General features: G+C 39.8%; 26 protein-coding genes and 2 rRNA genes. 22 read left to right on the plus strand and 6 right to left on the minus strand.

All coding sequences use genetic code 11. The features are described 5' to 3' along the window. The 3 genes from ACTWP7_RS02235 to ACTWP7_RS02245 form a co-directional block, all read left to right on the plus strand. A 23S ribosomal RNA gene (locus tag ACTWP7_RS02235) occupies positions 1–139 on the plus strand; the annotation flags it as partial. A gap of 93 nt (positions 140–232) precedes the next feature. After that, positions 233–346: ribosomal RNA gene (gene rrf / locus ACTWP7_RS02240) — 5S ribosomal RNA — on the plus strand. 207 nt (positions 347–553) lie between these two features. After that, the gene (locus ACTWP7_RS02245; protein ID WP_014644075.1) at positions 554–811 is read left to right on the plus strand and encodes a hypothetical protein; all 258 of its coding nucleotides are present in this window, start codon (positions 554–556) and stop codon (positions 809–811) included. A gap of 96 nt (positions 812–907) precedes the next feature. On the opposite strand, the gene ACTWP7_RS02250 is transcribed toward ACTWP7_RS02245, so the two are convergent. After that, a complete protein-coding gene (locus ACTWP7_RS02250) occupies positions 908–2,167 on the minus strand; it encodes an NAD(P)/FAD-dependent oxidoreductase (RefSeq protein ID WP_443121871.1) in 1,260 nt (419 codons plus the stop codon). A 105-nt stretch (positions 2,168–2,272) separates the two neighbouring features. On the opposite strand from ACTWP7_RS02250, the gene ACTWP7_RS02255 reads away from it, so the two are divergent. Together ACTWP7_RS02255 and ACTWP7_RS02260 are read left to right on the plus strand one after the other, a co-directional pair. Then, positions 2,273–3,892: a putative polysaccharide biosynthesis protein gene (locus ACTWP7_RS02255; protein WP_443121872.1), complete on the plus strand. Its 1,620-nt coding sequence runs from the start codon at positions 2,273–2,275 to the stop codon at positions 3,890–3,892. Between the two features lie 13 nt (positions 3,893–3,905). After that, positions 3,906–4,628: a pseudouridine synthase gene (locus ACTWP7_RS02260; protein WP_443121873.1), complete on the plus strand. Its 723-nt coding sequence runs from the start codon at positions 3,906–3,908 to the stop codon at positions 4,626–4,628. A gap of 48 nt (positions 4,629–4,676) precedes the next feature. Here the strand turns inward: ACTWP7_RS02260 and ACTWP7_RS02265 are convergent, their stop codons facing one another. Then, entirely contained in the window at positions 4,677–4,874 is a 198-nt protein-coding gene (locus ACTWP7_RS02265) for a DeoR family transcriptional regulator (RefSeq protein WP_412098132.1), read from the minus strand. Between the two features lie 174 nt (positions 4,875–5,048). On the opposite strand from ACTWP7_RS02265, the gene ACTWP7_RS02270 reads away from it, so the two are divergent. From ACTWP7_RS02270 to ACTWP7_RS02290, 5 genes are read left to right on the plus strand one after another with little or no spacing between them, the layout of a single operon-like run. Continuing rightward, on the plus strand, positions 5,049–6,071 hold the full coding sequence (locus tag ACTWP7_RS02270; RefSeq protein ID WP_443121874.1) for a potassium channel family protein: 1,023 nt from the start codon (positions 5,049–5,051) through the stop codon (positions 6,069–6,071). Next, positions 6,071–7,459: a dipeptidase PepV gene (gene pepV / locus ACTWP7_RS02275; protein WP_443121875.1), complete on the plus strand. Its 1,389-nt coding sequence runs from the start codon at positions 6,071–6,073 to the stop codon at positions 7,457–7,459. The genes ACTWP7_RS02270 and pepV overlap by 1 nt, the downstream gene beginning before the upstream one ends. A 22-nt stretch (positions 7,460–7,481) precedes the next feature. Further along, a complete protein-coding gene (locus tag ACTWP7_RS02280) occupies positions 7,482–8,663 on the plus strand; it encodes an MFS transporter (protein ID WP_014644068.1) in 1,182 nt (393 codons plus the stop codon). Further along, positions 8,660–9,208, plus strand: a complete 549-nt coding sequence (thpR, locus tag ACTWP7_RS02285; RefSeq protein WP_443121876.1) for an RNA 2',3'-cyclic phosphodiesterase — start codon at positions 8,660–8,662, stop codon at positions 9,206–9,208. The genes ACTWP7_RS02280 and thpR overlap by 4 nt, the downstream gene beginning before the upstream one ends. A gap of 14 nt (positions 9,209–9,222) precedes the next feature. Then, positions 9,223–10,143, plus strand: a complete 921-nt coding sequence (locus ACTWP7_RS02290) for an NERD domain-containing protein (RefSeq protein WP_443121877.1) — start codon at positions 9,223–9,225, stop codon at positions 10,141–10,143. Here the strand turns inward: ACTWP7_RS02290 and ACTWP7_RS02295 are convergent. Continuing rightward, entirely contained in the window at positions 10,127–11,149 is a 1,023-nt protein-coding gene (locus tag ACTWP7_RS02295; RefSeq protein ID WP_443121878.1) for an EAL domain-containing protein, read from the minus strand. The two genes, ACTWP7_RS02290 and ACTWP7_RS02295, sit on opposite strands and share 17 nt — an antisense overlap. An 84-nt stretch (positions 11,150–11,233) precedes the next feature. On the opposite strand from ACTWP7_RS02295, the gene ACTWP7_RS02300 reads away from it, so the two are divergent. Both ACTWP7_RS02300 and ACTWP7_RS02305 read left to right on the plus strand, forming a co-directional pair. Then, the gene (locus ACTWP7_RS02300; protein ID WP_443121879.1) at positions 11,234–12,169 is read left to right on the plus strand and encodes a diacylglycerol/lipid kinase family protein; all 936 of its coding nucleotides are present in this window, start codon (positions 11,234–11,236) and stop codon (positions 12,167–12,169) included. 155 nt (positions 12,170–12,324) lie between these two features. Next, positions 12,325–13,122, plus strand: a complete 798-nt coding sequence (locus tag ACTWP7_RS02305; RefSeq protein WP_014644063.1) for a phosphotransferase family protein — start codon at positions 12,325–12,327, stop codon at positions 13,120–13,122. Between the two features lie 84 nt (positions 13,123–13,206). Here ACTWP7_RS02305 and ACTWP7_RS02310 read toward each other — a convergent pair whose 3' ends face one another. After that, entirely contained in the window at positions 13,207–13,374 is a 168-nt protein-coding gene (locus ACTWP7_RS02310) for a hypothetical protein (protein WP_014644062.1), read from the minus strand. Positions 13,375–13,634: 260 nt separating this feature from the next. Between ACTWP7_RS02310 and trmB the strand changes: the two genes are divergently transcribed. After that, positions 13,635–14,276, plus strand: coding sequence for a tRNA (guanosine(46)-N7)-methyltransferase TrmB (gene trmB, locus ACTWP7_RS02315; RefSeq protein ID WP_443121880.1), 642 nt, complete (start codon positions 13,635–13,637; stop codon positions 14,274–14,276). Positions 14,277–14,345: 69 nt separating this feature from the next. Further along, positions 14,346–15,206 (plus strand): YtnP family quorum-quenching lactonase, encoded by an 861-nt coding sequence (locus ACTWP7_RS02320; RefSeq protein WP_443121881.1) that lies wholly within the window; start codon positions 14,346–14,348, stop codon positions 15,204–15,206. A gap of 52 nt (positions 15,207–15,258) precedes the next feature. On the opposite strand, the gene ACTWP7_RS02325 is transcribed toward ACTWP7_RS02320, so the two are convergent. Next, the gene (locus ACTWP7_RS02325; protein WP_014644059.1) at positions 15,259–15,576 is read right to left on the minus strand and encodes a PepSY domain-containing protein; all 318 of its coding nucleotides are present in this window, start codon (positions 15,574–15,576) and stop codon (positions 15,259–15,261) included. A gap of 149 nt (positions 15,577–15,725) precedes the next feature. Between ACTWP7_RS02325 and ACTWP7_RS02330 the strand changes: the two genes are divergently transcribed. Together ACTWP7_RS02330 and ACTWP7_RS02335 are read left to right on the plus strand one after the other, a co-directional pair. Beyond that, the gene (locus ACTWP7_RS02330) at positions 15,726–16,796 is read left to right on the plus strand and encodes a M42 family metallopeptidase (RefSeq protein ID WP_443121882.1); all 1,071 of its coding nucleotides are present in this window, start codon (positions 15,726–15,728) and stop codon (positions 16,794–16,796) included. A 72-nt stretch (positions 16,797–16,868) separates the two neighbouring features. After that, positions 16,869–17,375 carry a DUF84 family protein gene (locus ACTWP7_RS02335; RefSeq protein WP_014644057.1) on the plus strand — a complete coding sequence of 169 codons (507 nt, stop codon included), beginning with the start codon at positions 16,869–16,871 and terminating at the stop codon, positions 17,373–17,375. 52 nt (positions 17,376–17,427) lie between these two features. On the opposite strand, the gene ACTWP7_RS02340 is transcribed toward ACTWP7_RS02335, so the two are convergent. Next, positions 17,428–17,868 (minus strand): YtoQ family protein, encoded by a 441-nt coding sequence (locus ACTWP7_RS02340; protein WP_443121883.1) that lies wholly within the window; start codon positions 17,866–17,868, stop codon positions 17,428–17,430. A 752-nt stretch (positions 17,869–18,620) separates the two neighbouring features. Between ACTWP7_RS02340 and ACTWP7_RS02345 the strand changes: the two genes are divergently transcribed. The 6 genes from ACTWP7_RS02345 to ACTWP7_RS02370 all read left to right on the plus strand — a co-directional run bounded on the left by ACTWP7_RS02345 (position 18,621) and on the right by ACTWP7_RS02370 (position 25,538). Then, a complete protein-coding gene (locus ACTWP7_RS02345; RefSeq protein WP_443121884.1) occupies positions 18,621–19,649 on the plus strand; it encodes a PTS transporter subunit IIC in 1,029 nt (342 codons plus the stop codon). A gap of 34 nt (positions 19,650–19,683) precedes the next feature. Then, the gene (locus tag ACTWP7_RS02350; RefSeq protein ID WP_014644053.1) at positions 19,684–19,995 is read left to right on the plus strand and encodes a thioredoxin family protein; all 312 of its coding nucleotides are present in this window, start codon (positions 19,684–19,686) and stop codon (positions 19,993–19,995) included. Positions 19,996–20,142: 147 nt separating this feature from the next. Then, positions 20,143–20,961: a DUF1444 domain-containing protein gene (locus ACTWP7_RS02355; RefSeq protein ID WP_014644052.1), complete on the plus strand. Its 819-nt coding sequence runs from the start codon at positions 20,143–20,145 to the stop codon at positions 20,959–20,961. Positions 20,962–20,964: 3 nt separating this feature from the next. Then, positions 20,965–21,570 carry a YtpR family tRNA-binding protein gene (gene ytpR / locus ACTWP7_RS02360; protein ID WP_014644051.1) on the plus strand — a complete coding sequence of 202 codons (606 nt, stop codon included), beginning with the start codon at positions 20,965–20,967 and terminating at the stop codon, positions 21,568–21,570. Between the two features lie 152 nt (positions 21,571–21,722). Then, complete coding sequence (locus ACTWP7_RS02365) at positions 21,723–24,299, plus strand: DNA translocase FtsK (protein WP_443121885.1); 2,577 nt, start codon at positions 21,723–21,725, stop codon at positions 24,297–24,299. Between the two features lie 117 nt (positions 24,300–24,416). Then, entirely contained in the window at positions 24,417–25,538 is a 1,122-nt protein-coding gene (locus ACTWP7_RS02370) for a nicotinate phosphoribosyltransferase (RefSeq protein ID WP_089754158.1), read from the plus strand. The last annotated feature ends 2 nt before the right edge of the window (positions 25,539–25,540 follow it).

Genomic DNA, 25,540 nt, shown 5'->3' on the forward strand with positions numbered 1-25,540 from the left:
TGAAGCCCCCCTTGAGATGAGATTTCCCCTTACGCCAAGTAAGTAAGATCCCTCAGAGACGATGAGGTTGATAGGTCCGAGGTGGAAGCGTGGTGACACGTGGAGCTGACGGATACTAATGGATCGATGACTTATCTATCCTTTAAAAAAGAAGTCGGAAGAGACGTTCGCTCGTCCGATGGTTGAATGATTCCTTATCCGGTTTTGAAGGTTCACTTTAAATTGAATATGATGTGGTGGTGAAGGCGAAGAGGTCACACCTGTTCCCATGCCGAACACAGAAGTTAAGCTCTTCAGCGCCGATGGTAGTCGGGTCGATCCCCGTGAGAGTAGGACGCCGCCACATCAATAGAAAAGTCTTGGATATTTTCAAGGCTTTTTTTTACGGGTGAAATATGGTGGTGACAGGTTATTCCATACACATATAAATGATACCCTTTCTTTTCCTTCTGAACTAAACCTAATAGACAATTAGATCTTACAAGGGAGCCAACTCTAATAGGGGAAGGGATTGCTCTTCGATAGCATCATAGTTATAATGATATAGGAATGTATGTTCGGAGGGGTTTCTATTAAATTAACAAGATGGAGCTATTCTGGAAGAAAAATGGTACGTGGCTATTTTGATAAATTTCCCAATACCACAATCTATTTTAGAAGAATTCGGAGCTATTATATCGTATATTCACTTGATTGGGTTAAGGAAGATCCGGTAGTGGAGAAAGAAGATAGAGAAGAGATGCAGATTCTCTTAAATAGAGAGCTAGGAAGAGAAAAAGAATATAAAAAAAGAAAATCGAGAAGCTCTTAATGCTTCTCGATTTTCTTATGGATAACGACATGAGGATCAATTTGAGGGAAGATCGAAACTGTCTTCATCTGTTTAACATGTGTCGTTTTTCCTTCCTCATCCCATCGATTCCCAGGCAGCATGCATCCCTGCTACTCGACCGGTTACCATTGCCGAGGTAATATTATATCCTCCGGTATAACCGTGGATATCTAGAATTTCACCACAAAAGTAAAGCCCGTTCATAAGCTTTGACTGCATAGTATTTGGTATAATTTCCTTAATTGATACTCCTCCACCTGTGACAAAGGCTTTTTCAATAGGAAGGGTATCGTGGGTTTTGACTTGAAAATGTTTGATAAGGGACACGAATTTCTGTAACTTTTGATTAGAAAGATTAGCTGCTTTTTCATCTGCTTCAATTTGCGTGTAATCTAATAAATAATCTAATAATCGTTCGGGAACGATCCCTTTTACCAGGTTTCTAAATGTTTTCTTAGGATGAGCCTTCAAATCCTGCTGAAGTTCTTCATAAAGGAAATGTTCTTTTTTATCAGGCATACAGTCTATCTCAATTGTAACCGGTTTATGACCTTTCATAAATTCTTTAACCACATATTGAGAACACCGCAGGATGGCAGGACCCGAAAGTCCGAAATGAGTAAAAAGCATATCCATGCGATGGGTCACAATCTGCTTTCCTTTCTGGTTAAGAACAGATACGTCTACTTCTCTTAAAGATAAACCTTGAAGACTTTTATCTTTTATAAATTCTTCGTTCGATCGTAAAGGAACCTCAGTAGGAAAAAGCTCCGTAATGACATGTCCTGCTTCCTTCGCCCAGGCGTAACCGTCTCCAGTACTACCCGTGTAAGGCACCGCTTTCCCTCCAACTGCAATAATAACAGCTTTCGTTATAACTGTTTCTTTGGATTGAAGTGTAATTTCGTGTCCTTCGCTGCCATAGTGAATACTCTCTACCGGTGTTTTCTTTCGAACCTCGACATTCAGCTTCTCCAGTCGGTCCAATAGAGCCTGTACAACATCTTTTGCTTTATTACTTACAGGAAACATACGGCCGTGATCCTCTTCTTTTAAAGCAACACCCAGTCCTTCAAAAAAATCTATGATGTCATAGTTATTAAATACTGAAAAGGGACTATATAAAAACTTGCCATTTCCCGGAATATGTTTGATCACTTCTTCTTCTGGAAGACGATTGGTAACATTACAGCGGCCTCCGCCAGAGATTGCAAGCTTAGTACCTAATTTATTTCCTTTATCAATTAGAAGTGTTTTTACGCCTTGTTCAGCAGCAGCAATGGCTGCCATTAAACCTGAGGGGCCTCCCCCGATTACGGTTACTTGGTAAGTCATGAGGTTCTTCCTTTCTTTTTGTCCAATCGTTCATTGTTTCACCTTTATCTATGATAAAATAGATGAGGTCGATTCTACAATAAAATTGAAGGTGAATAGTAAAATATGTCGAAAATCTTAAAAGGCACGATGTTATTAACAGCTGGGACTTTTTTATCAAAATTCCTGGGTATGATTTATACGGTACCATTTGAAAATATGGTAGGCACGGAAGGAACGGATTTATTTTCCTACGCTTATGTTCCTTATAGCATTCTTTTAAGCTTATCCAGTATGGGGATACCTGTAGCCGTGTCCAAATTTGTTTCTAAATATAACGCGCTTGAAGACTATGAAACCGGCAGAAGGATGCTGAAAGCTGGACAGACCCTCATGGCTATCAGTGGTGTATTAGCATTCTTAATCCTATTTTTCGCTGCTGAGCAAGTAGCTTCCTGGACAGTTGGAGCTGATTCACCCATTCTAGGTGACGCGACCATGGTGATCCAGATGGTAAGTTTCGCTCTGTTAGTGATCCCGCCTATGAGTATTACACGGGGATTTTTCCAGGGATATGAATCGATGGCACCTACGGCTGTTTCACAAGTAGTGGAGCAAATTGTAAGAATTGTATTCTTACTTGGGTCCGTTTTTATTATTGTTCAAGTACTGCAAGGGCCGATTTCAAGGGCAGTAGGGTTCGCAACTTTCGCTGCATTTATTGGAGGTATTGCTTCTTGTATTGTCCTGTATATTTACTGGAGAAAACGAAAACCATATTTAGACCGTCAATTAGACGCACAGGAATACACGTATGGTTTATCCAATAAAGAAATGTTTCAAGAGCTGTTTACCTATGCTGGTCCGTTTATTTTAGTAGGGATTGCTACACCGCTTTATCAGTTGATTGACCAGTTTACGCTGGAAAGAGCAATTACGGCGGCTGGAATGGAATATAAAAATTCTTTTTCAATCATTAACTTTTTAAGTCATAAACTGGTTATGATCCCTGTAACGTTCGGAATTGGTTTGTCTTTAGCCCTGCTGCCAGCTATTACTCAATCCTTTACGAATAAAAACATGAGGCAGTTGAATAACCAGGTGAATCAAGCCCTGCAGATCATTGCCATTCTTATTATACCTGCCGCAGTCGGATTGTCTGTAGTAGCATTAGAAGCTTACGGCACGTTTTATGGAGTAGATGAAAACCTTGAAGATTTTCTTTTTAAAGGGAGCTTGTTAAGGTGGTACGCTCCTGTTGGTTTATTCCTGGCTCTTTATACGGTGACGTCATCTGTTCTTCAGGGAATTAACCGTCAGAACTTTGCGGTAATCAGTCTGGGAACCGGCATTTTCCTTAAATTACTACTTAACACATGGCTTATTACTATAATGGGACCTAAAGGAGCCATTCTGGCTACCGGGATCGGAGTAGTAGCTGCCGTGACTTTGAACTTTTGGCGGATATTTACCGCGATAGAGTTCTCGTACAGACAATTATATAAGCGTACACTACTTGTACTTATTTTAACAACCATAATGGCCATTTCCGTCTTCCTTGTAAAAGGACTGGCAGGATTCTTTCTTAACCCGACAGAAAGCAGATTGGACGCTTTACTGGTGCTAATAGTAAGTATAGGCTCAGGCGGTATAATTTATTTGTGGTTAACATATAAGTCCACGTTATTAGAACGAGTACTTGGTGGAAGAGTAAGAGTATTAGATAAATTCTTAAAGCGCAGGTGAAGGAGATTTTAATATGAGGATCGATAAATTGTTAGCCAACATGGGCTATGGAACACGCAAAGAGGTAAAGTCTCTGCTTAAAGGTGGTAACGTGCGAGTAAATGGACAGCCGGAGAAGAGTCCTAAAACGCACATTAATACAGAAGCAGACGAAATTACTGTGATGGGAGAAGAAGTGGAGTACCGTGAGTTTATTTACATTATGATGAACAAGCCAGGGGACCTGATCTCAGCTACTGAAGACGCGAACGAGACTACCGTCATTGATATTCTTCAGCCGGAAGATTCCATATTTAATCCTTTTCCTGTCGGCCGGCTTGATAAAGATACAGAAGGACTTTTGCTGATCACGAATGATGGCCAGTTAAATCATCGGCTGACTTCGCCAAAAAAAGATGTTGGTAAAACATATTTTGCGATTATTGAAGGAAAGGTAACAGAGAAAGATATAGAAGACTTTTCTAAGGGTGTTACGCTGGATGATGGGTATAAAACTAAACCCGCTGAGCTCGACATCCTTGTATCGGATAATCGCTCCGAGATTGAATTAACCATAACGGAAGGGAAATTTCATCAAGTGAAACGAATGTTTGAAGCGGTAGGAAAAAAAGTGGTTTATCTTAAACGAATCAAAATGGGAACGCTTGAACTTGACCCGGAATTAGAACTGGGTGAATACCGTGAGCTAAGCGACGAGGAACTCAACTATTTATTCTCCATTACTAACCTTGAATAAGCACTAAAAAACCACCCGATCTTAAGGAAAGGGTGGTCTTGTACATATTTATCCAGTTTTAACTTTCTTTTTAGTAGTGGTCCACTTCCCACGATTAGGACTTGATACAAGTCCGTTATATTCCAAAACGCTTAAGTCCCTCTGCATGGTTCGATCTGTAATTCCGAATTCGTCAGCGAGCTCGTTCGTTGTCACAATTCCCTGGTCTCTTATAAAAAGATAAACAGCCTTAATTCGATTGAGCATGCGGGAAGATGGATGATTCAAAAAACCACTCCTTATTCGTTATCATTGGAATTTGTGGTGCCAGTGAAGATGGTTTCATTCTACTATAGTGAAAAAGGCTGGTGCTACAAAAATACACTAATTTTACAGATAATTCACTAAATTTACAACTTCTTAAAAAAAGGAGGCGGCGTGATGGTGATTCTCAGGAAATTCTTTCTTAAAATGGTGAAAATAAACAACACCGTGCTTTTCTTATCAAGTGCATTGCTTGTTATATTATCTTCCGTCTTGATTGTGCTAGTTGAGAATGAAACATTCCCTACTATCTTTGATGGATTCTGGTGGGTGATGACCACTGTAACTACAGTTGGATATGGGGATTACTTTCCTGTAACAGTAGGTGGGCGTTTAATCGCCATTGGCTTATATGTGATAGGAATCGGACTTATCGGAGTAGTGATCAGTAAAATCATTGACACTTTGGCTTTATTTAGAAAAAAACGTTTGGAGGGTGATATCATGTATAAGGATTCCGGACATTTCATCATTATAGGCTGGTCGCAAAAAGCCCATTTTGCCATAAAGGAGATTATAGATACGAATCCTAGAGCTGAAGTGATTATCATTGATCAGCTGAAGGAAGCCCCATTACTTGAAGAAAACATCCACTATGTAAAAGGGGAAGCTTCTAATACGGACACATTGGAAAAAGCAAATATTAAACATGCAAAGGCGGTCCTTGTATTTGCCAATGATAAATTGAGTAATGAGCAGGTAGCTGATGGACAGACATTATTAATTGCTTCCTCCATTGAGTCGATTGCTAAGGAAGTCCATACCATTGTGGAAATTATGGATGAAAAACATATTAAGAACTTTAAGCATATCCATGTCGATGAATTTATCCTTTCAAACGATACGATTTCCTCTCTTGCTGTCCGCTCAGCTTTCAGAAAAGGGGTTTCTGAGATTTACGGTCAGCTTTTAAAAAGATCTGTCGGAGAAGATCTATACCATATCCCTATGAGAAGCCACTGGAAGATATACAGAGACGCTTTTCAAGAATTACTGGGTGAAGGGGCGACTCTCATTGCTGACCGACAGGACTTGTCTATTAATCGTAAATTAGACGAATCTATACCAGAAAATGCAGAATTATATGCGATTTGCAATGACGAAGTTTACACAAAGATTATAAAAGGAGAGTCTTCTTAATGGATTTCAATAAATTGAGTAGTATGTACGAAGAGGAATTTGTCACAAAGGTGTCTCAAATTCTTAAAATTCCTAGTGTATACGAAGATAGTGAAGAATATCCATATGGAAAACCAATCGATGATGTGTTAGAAACCATGCTTCACATAGCTCAGAAAGATGGTTTTCTCACTAAAAATATCGATGGACACGCCGCGCATATCGAATTCGGGGAAGGGGAGGAATTATTGGGGATTCTTGGTCATCTGGACGTGGTGCCTGCTGGGAGTGACTGGACCACACCTCCTTTTGAGCCGACTATAAGAGATGGCCGTTTATTTGCAAGAGGAGCTCAGGATGACAAAGGTCCAGTCATGGCGGCTTATATTGCAATGAAAATACTTAAAGACAAGGGTTTTAAACCTAACAAACGAGTCAGACTTATTCTGGGGACAGATGAAGAAAGGGACTGGAAAGGGATAGATTATTATTTTAAAAAGGAGGAAATGCCGACTTTCGGATTCTCTCCTGACGCCTCCTTTCCGGTTATACATGCAGAAAAAGGATTATTGGATAGCTATATCACTTTTCCCACTCCTTTTTTCAGCGGGCATGAAGTTCCTGCCGTAGAGTTCGTCAGTCTAAGTGGAGGAGACCGCTTGAATATGGTTCCTGATCAAGCCAGAGTAGTGTTACGTTCTAAAGAAGACTTGGAAACTCACGTAAACAAGTACGCGGCGGAGCATAAAGTTAGTGTCTCCGTTGATAAAATTGAAGAAACTTATACGATTACATTTTATGGAGAAGCTGCTCACGCCAGTAAGCCGGAAACAGGCGTGAACGCCATTATCGAGTTACTCACCTACTTACTTACCGTTCCTATTCATTCAGAATGGAAGCATAAGCTTAAAAAAATCACTGAAGGTTTTAATCAGACTGATGGAAGTGGTCTGCTTCTTAAACAGTCTGATGAAGACTCTGGTGCACTTACTAGTAATCTTGGTTCTCTCAGCATTCAACCTGATAGTTCCTTAACTCTTGGGGTGAATGTCAGATACCCGGTTACATCTGAAGGGGAGGAAATTATCTCCACACTTCAAAGTTATGCAGAAGAAAATAGTGGTACCCTTGAAGTATACGATCATTTAAAAGCCTTATTCATGGAAAAAAACCATCCATTTTTGGAAACTCTTTTGCGTGTCTATAATGAGGCAGTAGGAAAAAATGACACACCTGTATCGATCGGCGGTGCTACATACGCTCGCTCCCTTCATGCCGGTGTAGCGTTTGGAGCAATGTTTCCGGACAGTCCAGATACAGCCCACCAAAAGGATGAACATGTCAGGCTCGCTGATATGAAGAAAGCTGTCGAGATCTATGCAGCCTCTATTTACGAACTGGCTAAATGATGATCTTTAAGAGGTTATTTTAATGACAAAGCCTTCAATTGAAAAAACGTATCGCTTTATCCAGCTTTTTTATTTTTTTGCATTCTTCTCCTTCGGTTCCCTTTTTCCGTTGTTATCGGTTTTCTTAGAAGAGGAGAAAGGACTGAACCACACGCAAATAGGTATAGTTATAGCAGCTTTACCGCTTGTTACTATTTTTGTCCAGCCAGTGTGGGGGATGATCAGTGATTATACCAGAAGGCCAAAACGGCTGTTAATGATCGCTTCCATAATGGCAGCTGTACTTGGTTTATTTTATCCATTTATGCAGCTCTTTCCTTTTTTACTAATTGGAATCATTTCTATTGCCTTATTTCAATCCGGCATTGTACCGTTATCGGACAGTTTGTCCTTGAACTTTGTGCACTCCAACGGGAAGGAATATGGGAATATACGTTTATGGGGTGCCGTAGGGTTTGCGGTATCCGTATTTATCCTTGGCCGTGTGACTGATTTGACGGGTTCTCTTAATTGGATCTTCTATTTCTTTTCATTCGGGTTAATTCTAGCCTTGCTCGCATTATTTCAATTTCCAAGACGATCTGAAGAAGTATCCGTTTCGTTCCGAGCGGGATTGAAGGTTCTGTTGAAACAAAAGCCGTTCATGCTGTTCCTGATTTCGAACTTTTTTATATTTGGTCCAGTACTGGCAAATAACTATTATTTTGGAACGTTTATTTTATCAGTAGGAGGTACATTATCTGGTGTGGGCATCGCTTTCCTGCTAGCAGCAGGGAGTGAGGCTCCCTTTATGAAATATGCCCAGAAGGTCATCGATAGTATAGGAGTTTTAAATGTTATTTTGTTTAGCTCGTTCGTATCTTGCAGTCGCTGGTTTTTGTACTTTTTTGAGCCTTCAAGTGAACTAGTATACGCAACAACGATCGTGCAGGGAATCTCCGTGGGTCTTTATATACCAGCTGCCTTGATTTTAGTTAGAGAACTGGCCCCTCCAGAGGTCCGTGCTACAGCTGTTGGTTTATACTCTGCTGTTGGAAATGGTCTAGGGAATGCCTTTTTCACCTTTACAGGTGGCGTAATGATTGATATTTGGAGTGCAGCCGGAATGTACGGGTTTTTCTCCGGTATGACATTACTTGGGATGTTATTAGTAACCGTGGTTAAGAAATGGACAACAAATTTGATGAAGGAGCCTATAGGATGAGTGCACACTATTTTTTTGGAATTAAAGCCTCTACTCACATACAAAAGTACTTGAAAGAGTGGCAGGAGATCCTTTCTAAATCAATGGATTATAAGGTATGGACAGATCCTGAGGACTTACACATTACCATAAAGTTTTTAGGAGGATGTTCCGATGAAATAATGAAAGCTTATCTAAATGAGCTTAAAAAACAAGAGTGGCCGGAATCTTTTTTCTTAAAGGTGGGTCCAGCAGGCTATTTCGGGCAACTGGTTAAACCGCGAGTGTTTCATGCAGAGGTTGAAAATGAAACGTCACTACAAATCATGAAAGATCAAATTGATCGTACAGGTGAAAAGTTTGGATTCAAAAAAGAAAATAGAAAATTTAATCCTCATATCACGCTGGCTAAGAAGAACGCTGAAGGGTGCTCTCCATTATCAAAAGAGGCATATTCCAGTGTTTTTGACGAGGAGTATTCAATGAGAGTTGAGCATTTTTATCTTTTTCGTATTCATCCTGATCAGAACCCAAAGTATGAAGTGGTCAAGAAATTTGACTTATAAGTAGAGGTGAAAAAGTGGCTCAATTAATTAAACTGCAAGACTATATATCCAGATATGAAATGGATGTCTTTCAGTATCCCAGACAATTTATAGAATTGAAAAAAGAAAAATGGAGTAAAACGAAGGAAGCGTATGAACAGGGTAGACTTGAAAAGAAAGATGAAAAAGAAATCGAACCTGAAGAAAACCCCCGGCAAGGATTGAAGCGACTCTTCTTTCGGTTCAAAGATAAAGAAAAACATGAAAAGGAAAGAAGTATAGAAAACGAAACTGCACCACCTGAAACGATTCAGGAGGTAAAGCAGAATTTTTTGGACCAACTGATTTCCTTTCAACTGAAATGGGCATCCACTACACTACAGGAAAAATCTTTTTTAGACAGGACCTATCAGAAAGATGAAAAACTAAAGTTTTTTCTGCAGAGATTTCCAGATACCTACTTTATTATGTATCATCCCGTAGTTAAGGTACGCAACGCAACCATGGAATCTGAAATCATACTTATTGGTCCTCTTGGAATAGAAATCATTTACTATTTGCATCTGCCCGGAGCTGAGAAGATCCTGCCTTCTTCTGATCATAGCTGGAATGCTTTACATAAGGAGGGCAGCTCTAAAGTTATTAATCCACTATTATCACTAAAACGAACAGAAACGTTTGTCAAAAGTGTTTTGAAAACATACGGAATAGACTTTCCTCTACGGAAGGTCGTATTAGCTCCTGATTTAACTTTTCAATCCTTCCAGGAGCCATACGATACAGATTATGTTGATAAGCAAAGATACGAAGAGTGGATGTATAATAAGAGGAATATAACTTCCCCGCTGAAGCATAAGCAGCTGAAAACCTCAGAAGCGCTTTTGAAGCATTGTCAGACTACGTCCTTCAAACGTCCTGCATGGGACACAGAAGGGGATTCTAAGGAAGAAGGTTAATGGTTTCCTTAGGAAGAGGTGCAGGCTTACCTATAAAGTACCCCTGTCCATAGTCAACGCCAAGTTCACGTAACCAGTCCCATTCGTTTCTTGTTTCAATGCCTTCTGCCAGAACTTTAATACCTAGGTTTGAAGCACGCCTCATAACTTGAAAAAGAAAATCTTGACTGGTCAAGTCCTCATAACAATTTTGGATATAGGAACGGTCGATTTTTAAGTAGTCAGGCTTTAACAAACTTAACATCTCGAGTGTACTGTATCCCGCCCCTACGTCGTCTAACGCAACTTTCATCCCAGACGTTTTGTATGTATCTAAGATTGATTTTAGGTGCTTTACATTTGTGATTTTTTCCGTTTCAACCACTTCAAATACTAAATCAGCAGGATCAATGTTAAACTCTTTTACTATTTGGAACGTATGTTGCAGGCAGAATTCAGGAACATAGATGGTGGAGGGGAGAAAGTTAATAAAAATTTTCTGGCCCTTTTGTAGAAAATCTGACTTTGCTTTTACAGCCGTCCGGCGTGCCTTTTGGTCAAGCATGGATTGAAGACCTGATCGCTGAGCATGGGAAAATAATTCAGCTGGATTTATGTTCTCACCTTCCGTGCGGAGCAAAGATTCATAACCATAGATTTCATCATTTTTCATGTCTACGATTGGCTGTAAGTGAGAGGTGAAGGTACCATGCTGAATAATCTCTCCTAATTCAGGTTTATCTAATCTTTCATAAAGGTGCTGAATGGAAATTGGCAAAGACTGGGTTGAATCTAAGTTTAAAATATGCAGCCAGTCTTTGGAAGTTGCTGTTGTTGGTGATGAAAGCAAGACTCCCAACGAAGTTTTAAGTTCTTTCTTTGATTTATACCTATAAATAATGGTCTCCTCATCTTCATGACTTACAAAAAGCTGCAACGGTTTAATGGATTTTTTCTGATTTAGTACGATAGATCCACTTTCTGGAATTAGGAAGTTTGTACCGCAGAATTGACAGTCTTTCGACATGAAACCCCTCCTCTTTGATGATATTACCATATAATATTACCATATTTTTAAATAATTTATCTTTTTAAATAGGAGAAATGTCATGTGTTTGTAATCATTATTAATCCTAAAGCAGGTCATGGACAGGCAGAGAGGTTATTTAGGACCATTCAAAAGGATCCTTTGTATCAGAATCAGAAAAAGAATTTTCAGACTCATTTTACTGATTATCCAGGTCAAGCCGAAAAATTGACGGGGGATCTTTGTGCTCTTTATCAAGACTTTCTAAATTACTTTATTGTGATCGGAGGGGATGGTACCCTTCATGAGGTAATAAATGGTGCGCATCATTACCCTGATCTTTCTATTGGTTTTATCCCGGCTGGAGCTGGAAATGATTTCGCGAGAGGGATAGGACAGGTTACAGACGGCGTCTCTTTATTTCGCAAGATGGTTCATGCCCCAAAGTTTCAAAGAATCCGTACAGGCACCTTCACATCTAATGATGGGGAGGCAGCGAAACCGCGTTCTTTTATGAATAGTATTGGATTTGGCATGGACGGTCTAATAGTGGAAGAAGCCAATAAATCTGCTTTTCGTAAATGGGCCAAGTATTTTCGAATGACTTCATTTATATATCCACTGGCTCTGCTGAGAGTTTTACCAAGATTAAATCCTATTTCAATAGAATTAAAAATTGATGGCAGAAAGATCGAATGTAAACAAGCAACAATGGTTACTATTACAAACCACCCTTATTACGGAGGAGGAATGAAAATTGCTCCTAACGCAAGTATTGAAAAACCAACTTTTCAAATTATCGTCATAGAACCTATGTCTAAATGGAAAATACTAGCATTCTTTAAAACTGTATTTACAGGACGGCACATTCAACAAAAAGAAGTGCATCAGTGGGAAGGGCAAGACGTTCACATTTCTTCATCTGAGCCTTTACCTTTTCAAGTAGATGGACAGAGTGGGGAGTGTTATGAATGTTATATTGAAAAAAGCACTTCCGAAAGGTCGATTTTTGTAGGATAAAATAGATATTTCTTGAAAGTATGCAGAGCAATGAGTTAATCTAATCTAAGGTAACTCTTTTTAGATCATTTTAAAGACTTTGGAACGGTCCTAAAGTACGATATACTGAAAGAAGTATAATCAAAGGCAGATTTGAGGAATTGAAGGTGAATTGGTTGGAACATATACTTGGTAATGATTGGACGGTAACACCAGCAGGAGGATCCACTGGAGAAGCATATTATGCCCAAACCGAAGGGAAACGTTTATTTCTGAAAAGAAATTCGTCTCCGTTTCTTGCTGTGCTTTCTGCCGAGGGAATTGTACCCAAGCTTGTATGGACCAAGCGGTTAGAAAATGGGGATGTAATCACGGCCCAGGAGTGGCTGGAAGGGCGCGAGTTAAATCCGGAAGAAATGAAACATCCTCGAGTAGCCGCCCTGTTAAGCAAAATTCACCACTCGACGGAGCTTCTAGATATGCTGATGCGGTTAGGAAAGACCCCGCTGACTCCTCACGAGGTTTTGAAGGACCTAAAAGAGAATCAGCAGGTTCTTGACGAAGTTGCACCTAAACTCAATATTCATCAGGCCATTCAATTTCTGGAATATAGAGTGGACGATGTAATACATGACTTCCATGTGGTTTGTCACTGTGATACGAATCATAATAATTGGCTTCTCTCCTCTTATGACCAGCTTTATCTGATCGACTGGGATAATGCGATGGTTGCAGATCCTGCTCTTGATTTAGGCATGATGCTCTTCTCCTATATACCAGAAGAAAACTGGCATCATTGGTTAAAAGAGTATGGAATCGATCCTGATACGCATTTATTCGAGCGGATGATATGGTATTCTATATCTCAGGCTCTCGCTTTTATTCAGTGGCATCAGATGAGAGGAGAGTACGACGAAGCTTCTATTCGTACAAAGAAGCTTAAGAAAATTATGGATAAACATAAAATCATTTAAAAATCATGATGGGATTCATGAGATAAACAAAAAACAAACCGTTGCTGTTAAAGCAGCGGTTTGTTTTTTATTTATATGTTTATATTAACCTTCAGTAATCGTAGGTGTATATTTTAGTTTTTTCTCTTTGACTTCAGTGCTCATTTTCTCGTTCATTTTTTCAAAAGGGTATACAAATAGTGCGTATCCAGCGAACATTACAGAGAAAGTGGCCACCACTGTCATATCAATTACTTGGTTCATCAATTTCATAAATTAATTATCACTCCAATATCCGTTATTATCACACAAATATAATGGTATATGAGAAAGCGTTTACAACCCAACCCCCTGTTTCAAGGATTTTTATCAGTTAGGAGAAGAACTTACTCTTTTTAGCTATATATCTCTCCCATGGTTAAACATAAGAGGTATTAGGCACAAATCCGTCTAAATTCACCGTATTTAATAAAAACTTTAAATTGGAAGCTTGTTCATGGTACGATTTTAACGATAAGAGGAGGAATCTAATTATGCGATTAAGGAATAAACCCTGGGCCGATGATTATATGCGGGAGCATGATCATATAGTTGTCCAGGAACCATTTAAAATGTTAGGTAAATGGAGCGAATTATTTAAGAACCCGAAGGCGCCTTTACACCTGGAAATTGGCTCAGGAAAAGGGCAATTTATAGCAGGTATGGGAAAACAGCACAGTGATATAAATTTTGTAGGAATTGAGCTTGTGAAAAGTGTAATAGTTGGCGCTCTGAAAAAAGTATTAGATGCAGATGTAGATAATGTAAGACTAGTGAACGAGGACGCTCAAGATCTTCGAGAGCTCTTCGGAGAGAATGAAATTGATCATATATATTTAAACTTTTCTGATCCGTGGCCGAAAAACAGACACGAGAAGCGTCGTCTTACTTATCACACGTTTCTTGACCAATATAAAAAAGTTCTTGTCCCTGGCGGTGAAATTACATTGAAAACGGATAATAAGGGCTTGTTCGAATATTCATTAGTCAGCTTTTCGCAATATGGAATGATCTTGGAAGATGTGTCGGTCGATTTACACGCAGATGAGGATCCTTTGAATGTTCCCACAGAATATGAGGAGAAGTTTTCAGCCAAAGGGCAGCCAATTTACAGATGCCGCGCACGTTTTAATTAACCTTACTTAAGCAGGGCTCTAGTCGATATGGTAGACTAGAGCTATATTTACGTTAGGGGAGATGCTTACATGAAAACAATGCAAGTTGGACGAGCCAAATTGACTTGGCTGGATGGTGGAGTTACTCATATGGATGGGGGAGCTATGTTTGGGGTTGTTCCCAAACCTTTATGGAGCAGAAAATATCCCGTCAACGAAAAGAACCAAATTGAGCTCCGAACGGACCCTATCTTGATAGATATTGATGGAAAAAAAATGATCATTGATTCAGGCATCGGAAATAATAAGCTGACGGAAAAAGAACTTCGAAATTATGGAGTTAAAGAAGAGTCGAAAATTGAACAGTCTTTAAATGTATTGGGACTGAGCCGGCATGATATTGATTATGTTCTAATGACCCATTTGCATTTTGACCATGCTTGTGGACTAACCATGTGGGAAGAGGACCATCTTGTACCTGCTTTCCCTGAAGCCAAAATATTTACGAATTCTACGGAATGGGAAGAAATGCGGAATCCTAATATACGATCAAAAAATACATATTGGGAAGAGAACTGGAAACCTGTAGAGGAACTGGTTCATACATATCAGGATTCAGTGGAGATTGTTCCAGGTCTTCGTATGATTCATACAAGCGGCCATAGTAACGGCCATTCCATTATAGTATTTGAAGATGGTGATGAAACTTTTATTCATATGGCTGATATAATGCCAACACATGCCCATCAGAATGTGCTATGGGTCCTCGCTTATGATGACTACCCAGTTACTTCAGTTCATGAGAAACAAAAGTGGATGGCCTATGGTTATGAAAGAAAAGCATGGTATGTATTCTATCACGATGCGAGTTACTGCGCGCTGCAATTTGATCAAGATGGAAAGGTCCTAAATGAACTGAAAAGAGAACCGCATTCCTATCCTGGAGAGTAATAGAAAGCCCCGCTTTGTCAATGACAAAGCGGGGCGGTTTTTAGATTCTTTATTAAGCTGAAGTTTCAGCGACATCTACAATAGTGCCTGTTTCAGTATCGATGTAAAATTCGAACTGAGATGTTTCGCCATCCTGGTTCTTAGAAATTCCTCCACGATATACATCGTAGTTAATGCCATTTTTATTAAGTTCCTCAGGCTTCATGTAGATCCAAGAGCCACTAATTGGTCCTTGCTTTTTAAAGGCTTCTTTTGCAATCTTGAGAGCTTTCTCAGGGGTTACATTCTGGTTGCTGCTAAACTGTTGTTTTACTGCGTAGCCAGCCACTGCTCCTACACCGGCGGCTATTGCGACTTTTTTCCAATTCATTCACCAATCACCTCACAACTTTATTCTACTTTTCACTATACTAGATTTTCCCGATAAAAGGAAATTAAAACATAAGGGCCGGATTTGTAGAAACGTTTTCAAAGTTCCGTTAAAATAGAGAAAGACGTACAAAAAGGAGAGGTACATAAATGAATCAGGAAACGAAAGATCTTTTTAAAACGTTAACCGAATTACCGGGGGCACCGGCGAACGAACATTTAGTCCGTCAGTTCATGAAATCTGAGCTTGAAAAATACTCCGATGAAATCGTTCAGGATCGCCTGGGCGGCGTATTTGGACTTCGAGATTCCAAAAAGGGACCTACCGTAATGGTCGCCGGACATATGGATGAAGTTGGATTTATGGTGACACAAATTACGGATAATGGAATGTTACGCTTTCAGCCTCTCGGCGGCTGGTGGAACCAGGTCATGCTTGCTCAGCGTGTACAAGTTATTACAGATAACGGTCCTATTGTAGGCGTCATCGGTTCGATTCCGCCTCATAATTTGACACCGGAACAAAGAAAAAAACCGATGGAAATCAAAAATATGATGATTGATATTGGAGCAGATGATCGAGATAATGCTAAACTGATTGGAATCAAACCCGGACAGCCTATTGTACCGATCTGTCCTTTTACTCCTATGGCCAATGAAAAGAAAATCCTTGCTAAAGCCTGGGATAATCGTTATGGTTGTGGATTGTCCATAGAACTTCTGAAAGAACTTCAGGGAACAAAACTTCCAAACAAGTTATACTCTGGGGCCACCGTACAAGAGGAGGTTGGTTTAAGAGGTGCTCAAGCATCGGCAAACAAAATAAATCCAGATATTTTTTATGCTCTGGACGCCTCGCCAGCTAACGATATGAGCGGAGACAAAAAAGAGTTTGGGCAATTAGGTAAGGGAGCTTTACTTCGAATTGTAGATAAATCGATGGTTACCCATCGCGGGATTAGAGATTTTATTCTGGACACAGCCGAAACGCATAGTATCCCTTATCAGTATTTCGTATCACAGGGAGGTACAGATGCGGGACGCGTTCACATCGCCAATAATGGTATTCCCTCTGCAGTTGTAGGTATTTGCTCCCGTTATATCCATACTTCGTCCTCCATCATACATGTAGATGACTATGCAGCTGCAAAGGAATTGCTCGTTCATTTAGTAAAAACCACGGATCAACAAGCTGTAGATCATATCCGGAAAAATGTATAGAAATGAACTTAGCTTTTGTGATTTAATAGACGATAATGTTAGACATTTGTATAAAGAAAGGTGTATAGACTGGTGAAAATATATGTTGGATCGCAAAACCCTACTAAAGTTGATTCAGTTAAACAAGTATTTGTAAATCATGATGTGACAGGCATGGAAGTTGAATCCAGAGTTGCTGCTCAGCCATTTTCAGATGAGGAGACGTTGGAAGGCGCAATTAACCGGGCTCGGGAATGTGCTTCCATTAATAAAAGTAACCTTGGGATTGGTCTTGAAGGCGGAGTGATGGAGATCGAAGGTGATCTTTATCTCTGCAACTGGGGAGCACTCGTTGATTCTAAAGAAAATGTATTTACGGCCAGCGGAGCTCGAATTGCTTTGCCAGACGAAATTAAGAAGAGTTTGGAAAAAGGAAAAGAGCTTGGCGAAGTCATGGATGCTTATGCAAATAAACACGAAGTACGTAAAAATGAGGGTGCGATTGGAATTTTCACAAATGGGGTTATTCAAAGAGAAGAGATGTTTTCTCATGTCGTTAAATTACTAAAAGGTCAATGGGAATTTTATCAACAGTCTTAAAAAGTGTGCCGACCCATAAAAGGGCGGCACACTTTTTTGATCAGAGTAGTTTTCACTCATAAATATAGCTTAAAACTGCCAGAGCTTGGTCAATCGTTTCCACTGTGACATCCGCTTGATTTGATAATTCTTTTAAAGGATGAATCAGTGACTTAGGTCGAACGAGAATTAAGGGCTTACGAAGCTGAATAGCAGCGCTTGCATCCATTGCCGTATTCCACTGTTTGTAACTTTCACCGAATAGAGCAATTACAGCATCTGATTTATGGAGTAAAACCTGAGTTCTGAAATTATTAATGCTAGAAGCGGCATCATCACGGTAGAGATTATCAGGCTGTTCACCCATGATGGATTCCCCAATATTATCAGAGCGTTCATGATTTTCCTGAGGGCCTACAAACTGGAGTGGTAACTTTTTTTCCTTTGCTTGAGCCTTTACATCATTACGCCAATCATCATGAATCTGTCCAGCTAAATAAACAGTTAGTTCCATCTAAAATACCTCCTATAGTAATTAAGTCTAGCTTTAGTATGAAATAGTCTTATTTTTCTGTCTAGCAAAGGCACTTGATATAATTTCCAATAGTATGGACGTGTGGAAGCCAGCTAAGAAGATAAACTCTTTTTTATAGGATAGATTTATGTGGTCTATAGTTTGATGTGCTAGAAAATTTGTTGCGTTTCTGCCTCACTTCTACCACAGATTCATCGGAGCGTTAAGAGCTAAAAAATTATTGGGGACGCTTATGTCTTATACTGGATAGACGATTCTATTTACGTCATGAAATAGACGGTAGGCGTGATTTCATGACGTTTCTAAACAATGTTTCTACATCTGATTGAAATTCCCTTAAATATATTTATTACTTGTTGGTTTAATTAAGTTTGTTGATTAATCTTAAGCTGCAGAAGGGAATTATGTAAGAAAGTTCTATCCATTTCTTTCAAGATGGTGTTGAGACTATTATAAGAGGGTGCGATGAGCTGATACATGCAATGAGCAGGGGGAACCTGTACATATTAATGAGAGACTTCAATTCTTTTATATATTGAGCTGAGCTGTACTTGATTTTCGTAAATCCATCGTGTATAGGAAGGAAAGAGGAATAATTGTCTGTACACTCAGAGGGACCATAGTTCGTAAGTGTTTTGTTCGTAAGTTGGCAGGTTATGTATTGTTTGTGTATTTACACATGTATATAAAAAATGTACTATTGATCCTGGGAGTCTAAAAGGGGGACGATCATGAAAGCATTTTTAGAGAGAAAAGGAATTCATATATCCGTTCATACTTATTTGATTACTGCTCTGAGTTATATGGCGCTAGGGCTATTTTCATCTTTAATTATCGGGTTAATTATTAAAACCATGGGTGAACAACTAAACCTGGGGATTATTTCGGACGCATTTATAGAAATGGGAACATTCGCTATGGACAGTAAAATATGGGGGGGAGCTATAGGGACTGCAATTGCCTATGGACTGAAGGCGCCTCCGCTTGTAATTTTTGCGTCTTTATTTAGCGGAGCCTACGGAGCTGAGTTAGGGGGGCCGGCAGGAAGTTATATAGCTGCCCTGATAGCTACTGAATTTGGTAAGATGGTAAGCAAAGAAACAAAAATAGATATTATTCTGACACCATTTGCAACCATTACGGTCGGTTTTGTAATGGGAGCTGTTATCGGACCGCCTATAGGCGGATTTATGACTGGTTTTGGAGAGGTTATTAATTGGGCAACGCTCCAACAGCCTTTAATTATGGGGGTTGTAGTTGCGGTACTTATGGGTATAGCCTTAACTGCGCCTATCTCAAGTTTGGCTATTGCATTAATGCTTTCAATAGACGGGGTAGCAGCTGGTGCTGCTACGGTAGGTTGTGCTGCCCAGATGATCGGTTTTGCTACAATCAGCTATAAAGATAATGGGTTTGGAGGTTTTATAGCTCAGGGAATTGGCACGTCTATGCTGCAAGTTGCTAATATAGTTAAAAAACCAATTATCCTTCTTCCACCTACAATTGCAGGAGCTGTAATCGCTCCGTTTGCTACCGTTTGGCTGGAACTTGAAAATAATGCAGCGGGGGCAGGGATGGGAACGAGCGGACTAGTAGGTCAGATCATGACGTTTCAAACAATGGGCTTTAATTGGCACATAGCTGGTATTATACTTGGGTTACATATCCTTGCTCCAGCGGCTATTAGTTACGTTATTGCATTGTGGTTTAGAAAAAAAGGATGGATCAAGCCAGGAGATATGACAATCAAGTATGATTAGAATTATACTTAATGGGATGATGGAGGTGAATAATATGATTAAACTTGAGTCCGATGGGCACCTTCGATCATTATTGGAAGAAGATGTGATATTGTTGTTTTCTGCCAATTGGTGTCCTGACTGCCGAGTAATTGAACCGGTTCTTCCAGAAATTGAGGATAAATTTAGTGAATGGACTTTTGTATATGTAGATAGGGATCAATTTATCCACATATGCTCTGAGTATGATGTGTTTGGTATACCTAGCTTTATCGCTTTTAAGGATGGGGAAGAGACAGGCAGGTTTGTAGGAAAACAGAGAAAATCTCAGGAAGAAATTGAAGATTTTATACGAAATGCGTCGTAGTATAGACAAGCTGTGCTTTTTCCGCACAGCTTGTTTACTTTTTCAAGAGAGTGAGGATGTGTATAATAGGAAGAGGTATCCGTAAGCTAAAGTATGCTACTATAAATAAGGGAATTGATTTCTTCCATCAATTAAGGAGGAAAAAGGATGAAAATGACGAGTGTAAAAATGAAGAAGAAATTAGAAGATCGTCTTCACCATCAAGATTGGAAGACAACTTATAATCGTGATAAAGACACTTTTCGCATTGAGTGGCGTGATAGTGGTGAAGGGATTACAATTACTTTACCTAATGTGATTTCCAAGTATGAATCTCGCGGAGAGGAAGCAATTGATGAATTGGAAGATCACGTACAAGAGGCATTGAAAGTTATGAATGAAACTCATGATCTTTCTGGAAAAGAACAACAAATCTTTCCTGTGATTAGAGCTGCGTCTTTTCCAACAGAAACAGAAAATGGTAAAAGGCTGGTCCATTCAGAACATACAGCTGAGACCAGGGTTTACTATGCGTTGGACTTAGGGAAGTCCTTTCAGTTAATCGATGAAAGTATGCTGGAAAAGGAAGAATGGACATTAGCACGACTGAAGGAAGTGGCAAGTTTTAATGCCCGTTCACTCCCGGTTGAAATGAAAAAGGATACAGTGTACGGAAATGATTTCTACTTCCATTCTACTAAAGATGGGTATGACGCAAGCCGGATTTTAAATGAGGTTTTACTGGAGGAGCTTAAGGCTGAGTGCAAGGGCGAGCTAGCTATCAGTGTACCTCACCAGGACGTTATTATATTTGCTGATGTTCAGAACTCAGAAGGGTACGACATTCTGGCTCAAATGGCTATGAAGTTTTTCGCTGAAGGCACCGTGCCTATTACTTCATTGTCCTTCCTATATGAGGATAAGCAATTAGAACCCATTTTTATACTTGCTCAAAAACAACCGAAAAAAGAGCGAAAGGACGATTAAGTCATGGATGTATTTTACAATGAAAAAGGTATTGGGGATGTATTGATTATTCCTATTAAAGAAGGAAACCGCCAAACATTTAAGCAGCAAGCTTATGGGGACGTGGTTAAAATTACGGATAGCAGGGATGGATCATTGCTCGGATATAATATCTTTAATGCATCCAATTATTTTAATATGCCAGGTCAGGGAAAAATGATGCTGACGGAGGAAATGCTTCGTCCAATCAAGGATTTGTTTACACAGAATCAGCTCGAAGACGTACTGGATTTTGATTTAAGCCCTAAATTTGTAGTGGGGTATGTGGAAAGCATAGCACCTCATGAAAATGCGGATAAACTTAAAGTCTGCCAGGTGGATACAGCTGATGAACAATTGCAGATCGTATGCGGAGCACCTAATATTGAGCGGGGGCAGAAGGTCGTAGTAGCTAAAGTTGGAGCAACGATGCCAGGCGGAATGAAGATTAATGACGCAGAATTGCGTGGTGTACCGTCTAGTGGAATGATTTGTTCTGCTAAAGAACTAGGTTTACCAGATGCACCAAAAGAAAAAGGGATTCTCGTTCTCTCTGACGAATATGAAGTTGGGGCTCCTTTTGAAGTTTAATGCCAGTATAAAAGACAAAGCAGCCCGGCTGCTTTGTTTTTTTTTACGAATTCTTAATTTTTAAAGCGATTGTAAACCAAACATTAAACAAAAACTGTTAAAATAAAAGGGACCACAAGAGATTTACATATAGGAAAAGAGAGTGAGAAAATATGTGGAATGATATAAAAAATAAATTTAAACAATGGTTTGATGATGAAGAAGAAACCCCAAAAGAGATAAAAGAACAACAACAACCTAAAAGGCAGGAGCGGCAGGAAATGAATGCTAAAACAAAAATGACCTATCGGTATCCTAAGCAAGGTGAGTTTCGGTTCCCTGTCATTCCTGACCAGTCTTCAACTTCTCATGAAAAAACAGACTCTTCTAGAAGACCGGAGAGATCCAGAAGGAGCCAGAGTTTAAAGCAAACAGAGAAACAAGATCAGCATAAAGAAGTTGAATCAACTGATAAACAGACGAAAAAGCAGCAGGATCAAAGTGAGAAGCAAGAACTTCCAGAAACTTCCACGGTTCCTTTTACACCTACAGATGTTCCTTCGCCTATTTATGGATATCATAATCGTCAACTGACTGCCGGCATAGAAAAAATTGAAAACACAGTAGAAACCAAGTTCCCCGGTGATTCTTTTACAAATGATGAAGAAGCCTGGCAGGATTTGAGAAGAAGACTCAGAAGTAAAGTCACGGAGACTAAAGACATTCAGCAAAAGCCAGAAAATACGATTGAATCATCAGTTGAAAAGGAAGAAAAAGTTTCACAGGAAGAGGATCGTAATTCAGCATCAGGGGAGAGTGGCCAGTCTTCTTTCCTGCAAACCCTGTCAGCATCAGAAGGGAATACAATAGAATCCAAAAAAAAAGAATTCGAACCTGAAGAAGCAGCTGCAACTATTGAATTAGAGGAGTTGGAAGCAGAAACCGAAATCAATTCTCAAGAGACTCCGACAGATGAGTATTCATCTGGTTTTCAATTAATAGACTCTGGAGAAGCAGCCGAGAATAATGAAGCTCCCCAAATGCAAGAGCAGACAGAAAGAAAGCCTGAGGAAGAATCTGAAGTTTCACACGATAGAGCGGTGAATCATGAGGGGAAACTAAGGTCTGAACCGAAAGAAAACCCAAATGGAGGAGAGAAGAAAAAAAGTCTTCCATTCAACGTCATCATGACACCAAGAGATAAGCGAACCCGAGATCAAAAGAAACAAGGTAGGACGGAATCAGGAGAGAATCATAGTGTGAGTGTTAGTGTCCAGACTCCCACTATAGAAGGTGAAAATGAAAATAATCAGGAGAATACTCCGGATTCTCCTCGTAAGGAATATAACACACCTTTACATTTGCTGGAAGATACAAAGAAGCCTACAGGTGAAGATGAGGATTGGACTGCTCAGCAAATGGAACTGCTTGAAACTACCCTTAGACATTTTCACGTGCGTGCGAAGGTAGTGAACGCCATGAAAGGCCCTACGGTAACCAGGTTCGAAGTACAGCCTGAACCAGGAGTTAAGGTTAGCAAAATAACTAATTTAGCGGATGATATCAAACTAAGCATGGCAGCACGCGACATTCGAATTGAAGCACCTATTCCCGGAAAGCAGGCCGTAGGTATAGAGGTCCCGAATCCTAAGTCTCAAATGGTAGGATTACAGCAGATATTTGAATCAGAGGCTTTTCATAAAGACCCTTCCCCATTGTCTGTAGGGCTGGGGCTTGATATTGGTGGTGCTCCAATCGTTACCAATTTAAAAAAGATGCCTCATGGATTAATAGCAGGTGCCACTGGTTCCGGGAAAAGTGTATGTATTAATACTATTCTCATTAGTCTTTTATATAAAGCCCATCATGAAGACGTAAAATTTCTACTGATTGATCCTAAGATGGTAGAACTGGCTCCTTATAATGACCTGCCGCATTTGGTTTCTCCTGTAATCACAGATGTAAAAGCTGCGACATCTGCTCTGAAATGGGCAGTAAAAGAGATGGAAGAACGGTATGAGAAATTTGTTCAAGAGGGAGTTAGGGATGTAGAACGGTATAATGACAAAATGGTGAAGCAGAATCGTAGAGGGGAGAAGCTTCCATATCTAGTCATTGTTATCGATGAACTTGCTGATTTGATGATGGTCTCTCCTCAGGATGTAGAAGATGCTATCTGCCGAATTGCTCAGAAAGCAAGAGCATGCGGCATTCATCTGCTATTAGCTACACAGCGGCCCTCAGTAGATGTCATTACAGGGCTCATTAAAGCAAACATTCCGACGCGGATTGCATTCAGTGTCTCTTCCCAAGTGGATTCTCGAACGATTATTGATTCAGGCGGAGCAGAAAAACTGTTAGGAAAAGGTGATATGCTGTTTGTAGAAAATGGTTCAGGTCAGCCATTAAGAATTCAGGGAGCTTTCTTATCGGATGAGGAAATCGAACGTATTACCAATTATGTGAAAAAAATAGCTCCTCCTCAATATTTGTTTCATCAAGAAGAGTTAATGAAACAAATTTCAAACGAAGAAGAAACAGATGCTCTCTTTAGTGAAGCGGTTCAATTTGTAATGGAACAGAACGGAGCGAGTGCTTCACTTATTCAGCGCCGTTTTAAGGTAGGATACAACCGTGCTGCTCGTTTAATTGACCAGATGGAAGAGTACGGAATTATCTCGGAGCAAAAAGGAAGTAAACCGAGAGATGTGCTTTTAACTCACCAGCAAGTGGAAGAAATGCTTAGTTAATCTGCAGATTTGTAGTGAATCAACTAAATACTTGTGGAAAAGTTTTTAGTTCTATATGATAATACTTGAATATAACGATACAGTTTTTACTGACCCCAATGTTTAAGGAGTATAGTTATGAAGGAAATAGCACGTAAGTTAAATGGCGAAATCAGTCGTTTAACGAATAAAACATTTAAATTTGATAAGCGAGTTTCAGAGGGATGGTTTTCTGCCGTTTACTTCTTAAAGACAAGAGATATTGTAGCCGACCAGCTCCCTGAACACAAAGTAACCATGCAGTTCTTTCAAAAGGATACTGCTGTTCTATGCGGCACGGATGAAGCCATTGCTCTTATTCATACGTTTGCTGAAAATCCTGAGGAACTGGAGATCCACTCTTTAAAAGATGGAGATAAAATTAGTCCCTATGAAACGGTATTAACCATTACAGGGCCTTATCAGCTGTTTGGGTTTCTGGAAGGGATTATAGATGGGATCCTTGCGAGACGTACCTCTGTAGCCACCAATGTTTATAATGTCGTAAAGGCCGCCCGTTCTTCAGGACGTCAAAAACCGATTATTTTCATGGGTGATAGGGACGATCACTTTACACAGCAATCCGGGGATGGATATGCAGCTTTTATAGGCGGTTCGACTGCTCAGGCTACTCATGCTATGAATGAATGGTGGGGGAAAGAAGGAATGGGAACGATGCCCCATGCTTTAATACAGATGTTCAAAGGGGATGTAGTCGCTGCTACTAAAGCCTATCAGAAACAATTTCCAAATGATCAGCTTATGGCTCTTGTGGATTATAATAATGATGTGATTACCGACTCTTTAAAAGTTGCCCGAGAGTTTGGAGATGAATTGAAAGGTGTACGGGTAGATACTTCCCAGAACCTGGTAGATAAGTACTTCCTTAGAAATCAGCATTTAATGGGTACATTTGACCCGAGAGGGGTAAATCCTGAACTCATTTTTGCATTGCGGAGGTCACTGGATAAAGAAGGATACCGCCATGTGAAAATAGTTGTCAGCGGTGGTTTTACTAAAGAAAGAATACGAGCTTTTGAAGAGAAAAAAGTCCCCGTAGATATGTATGGAGTAGGCGGAAGTCTTCTGAAGATCGGTATTGGATTCACGGGGGACAATGTCCTTATTAATGGAGAACCTGAAGCCAAAGAAGGACGCAGATATAAAGTAAATCCAAGACTTGAATATGTTCAGTTTCATAAAGAGGATGAAGGTGAATAAAG

The sequence above is a fragment of the Halobacillus sp. B29 genome (genome assembly GCF_052246755.1).
GTDB lineage: Bacteria > Bacillota > Bacilli > Bacillales > Halobacillaceae > Halobacillus > Halobacillus halophilus.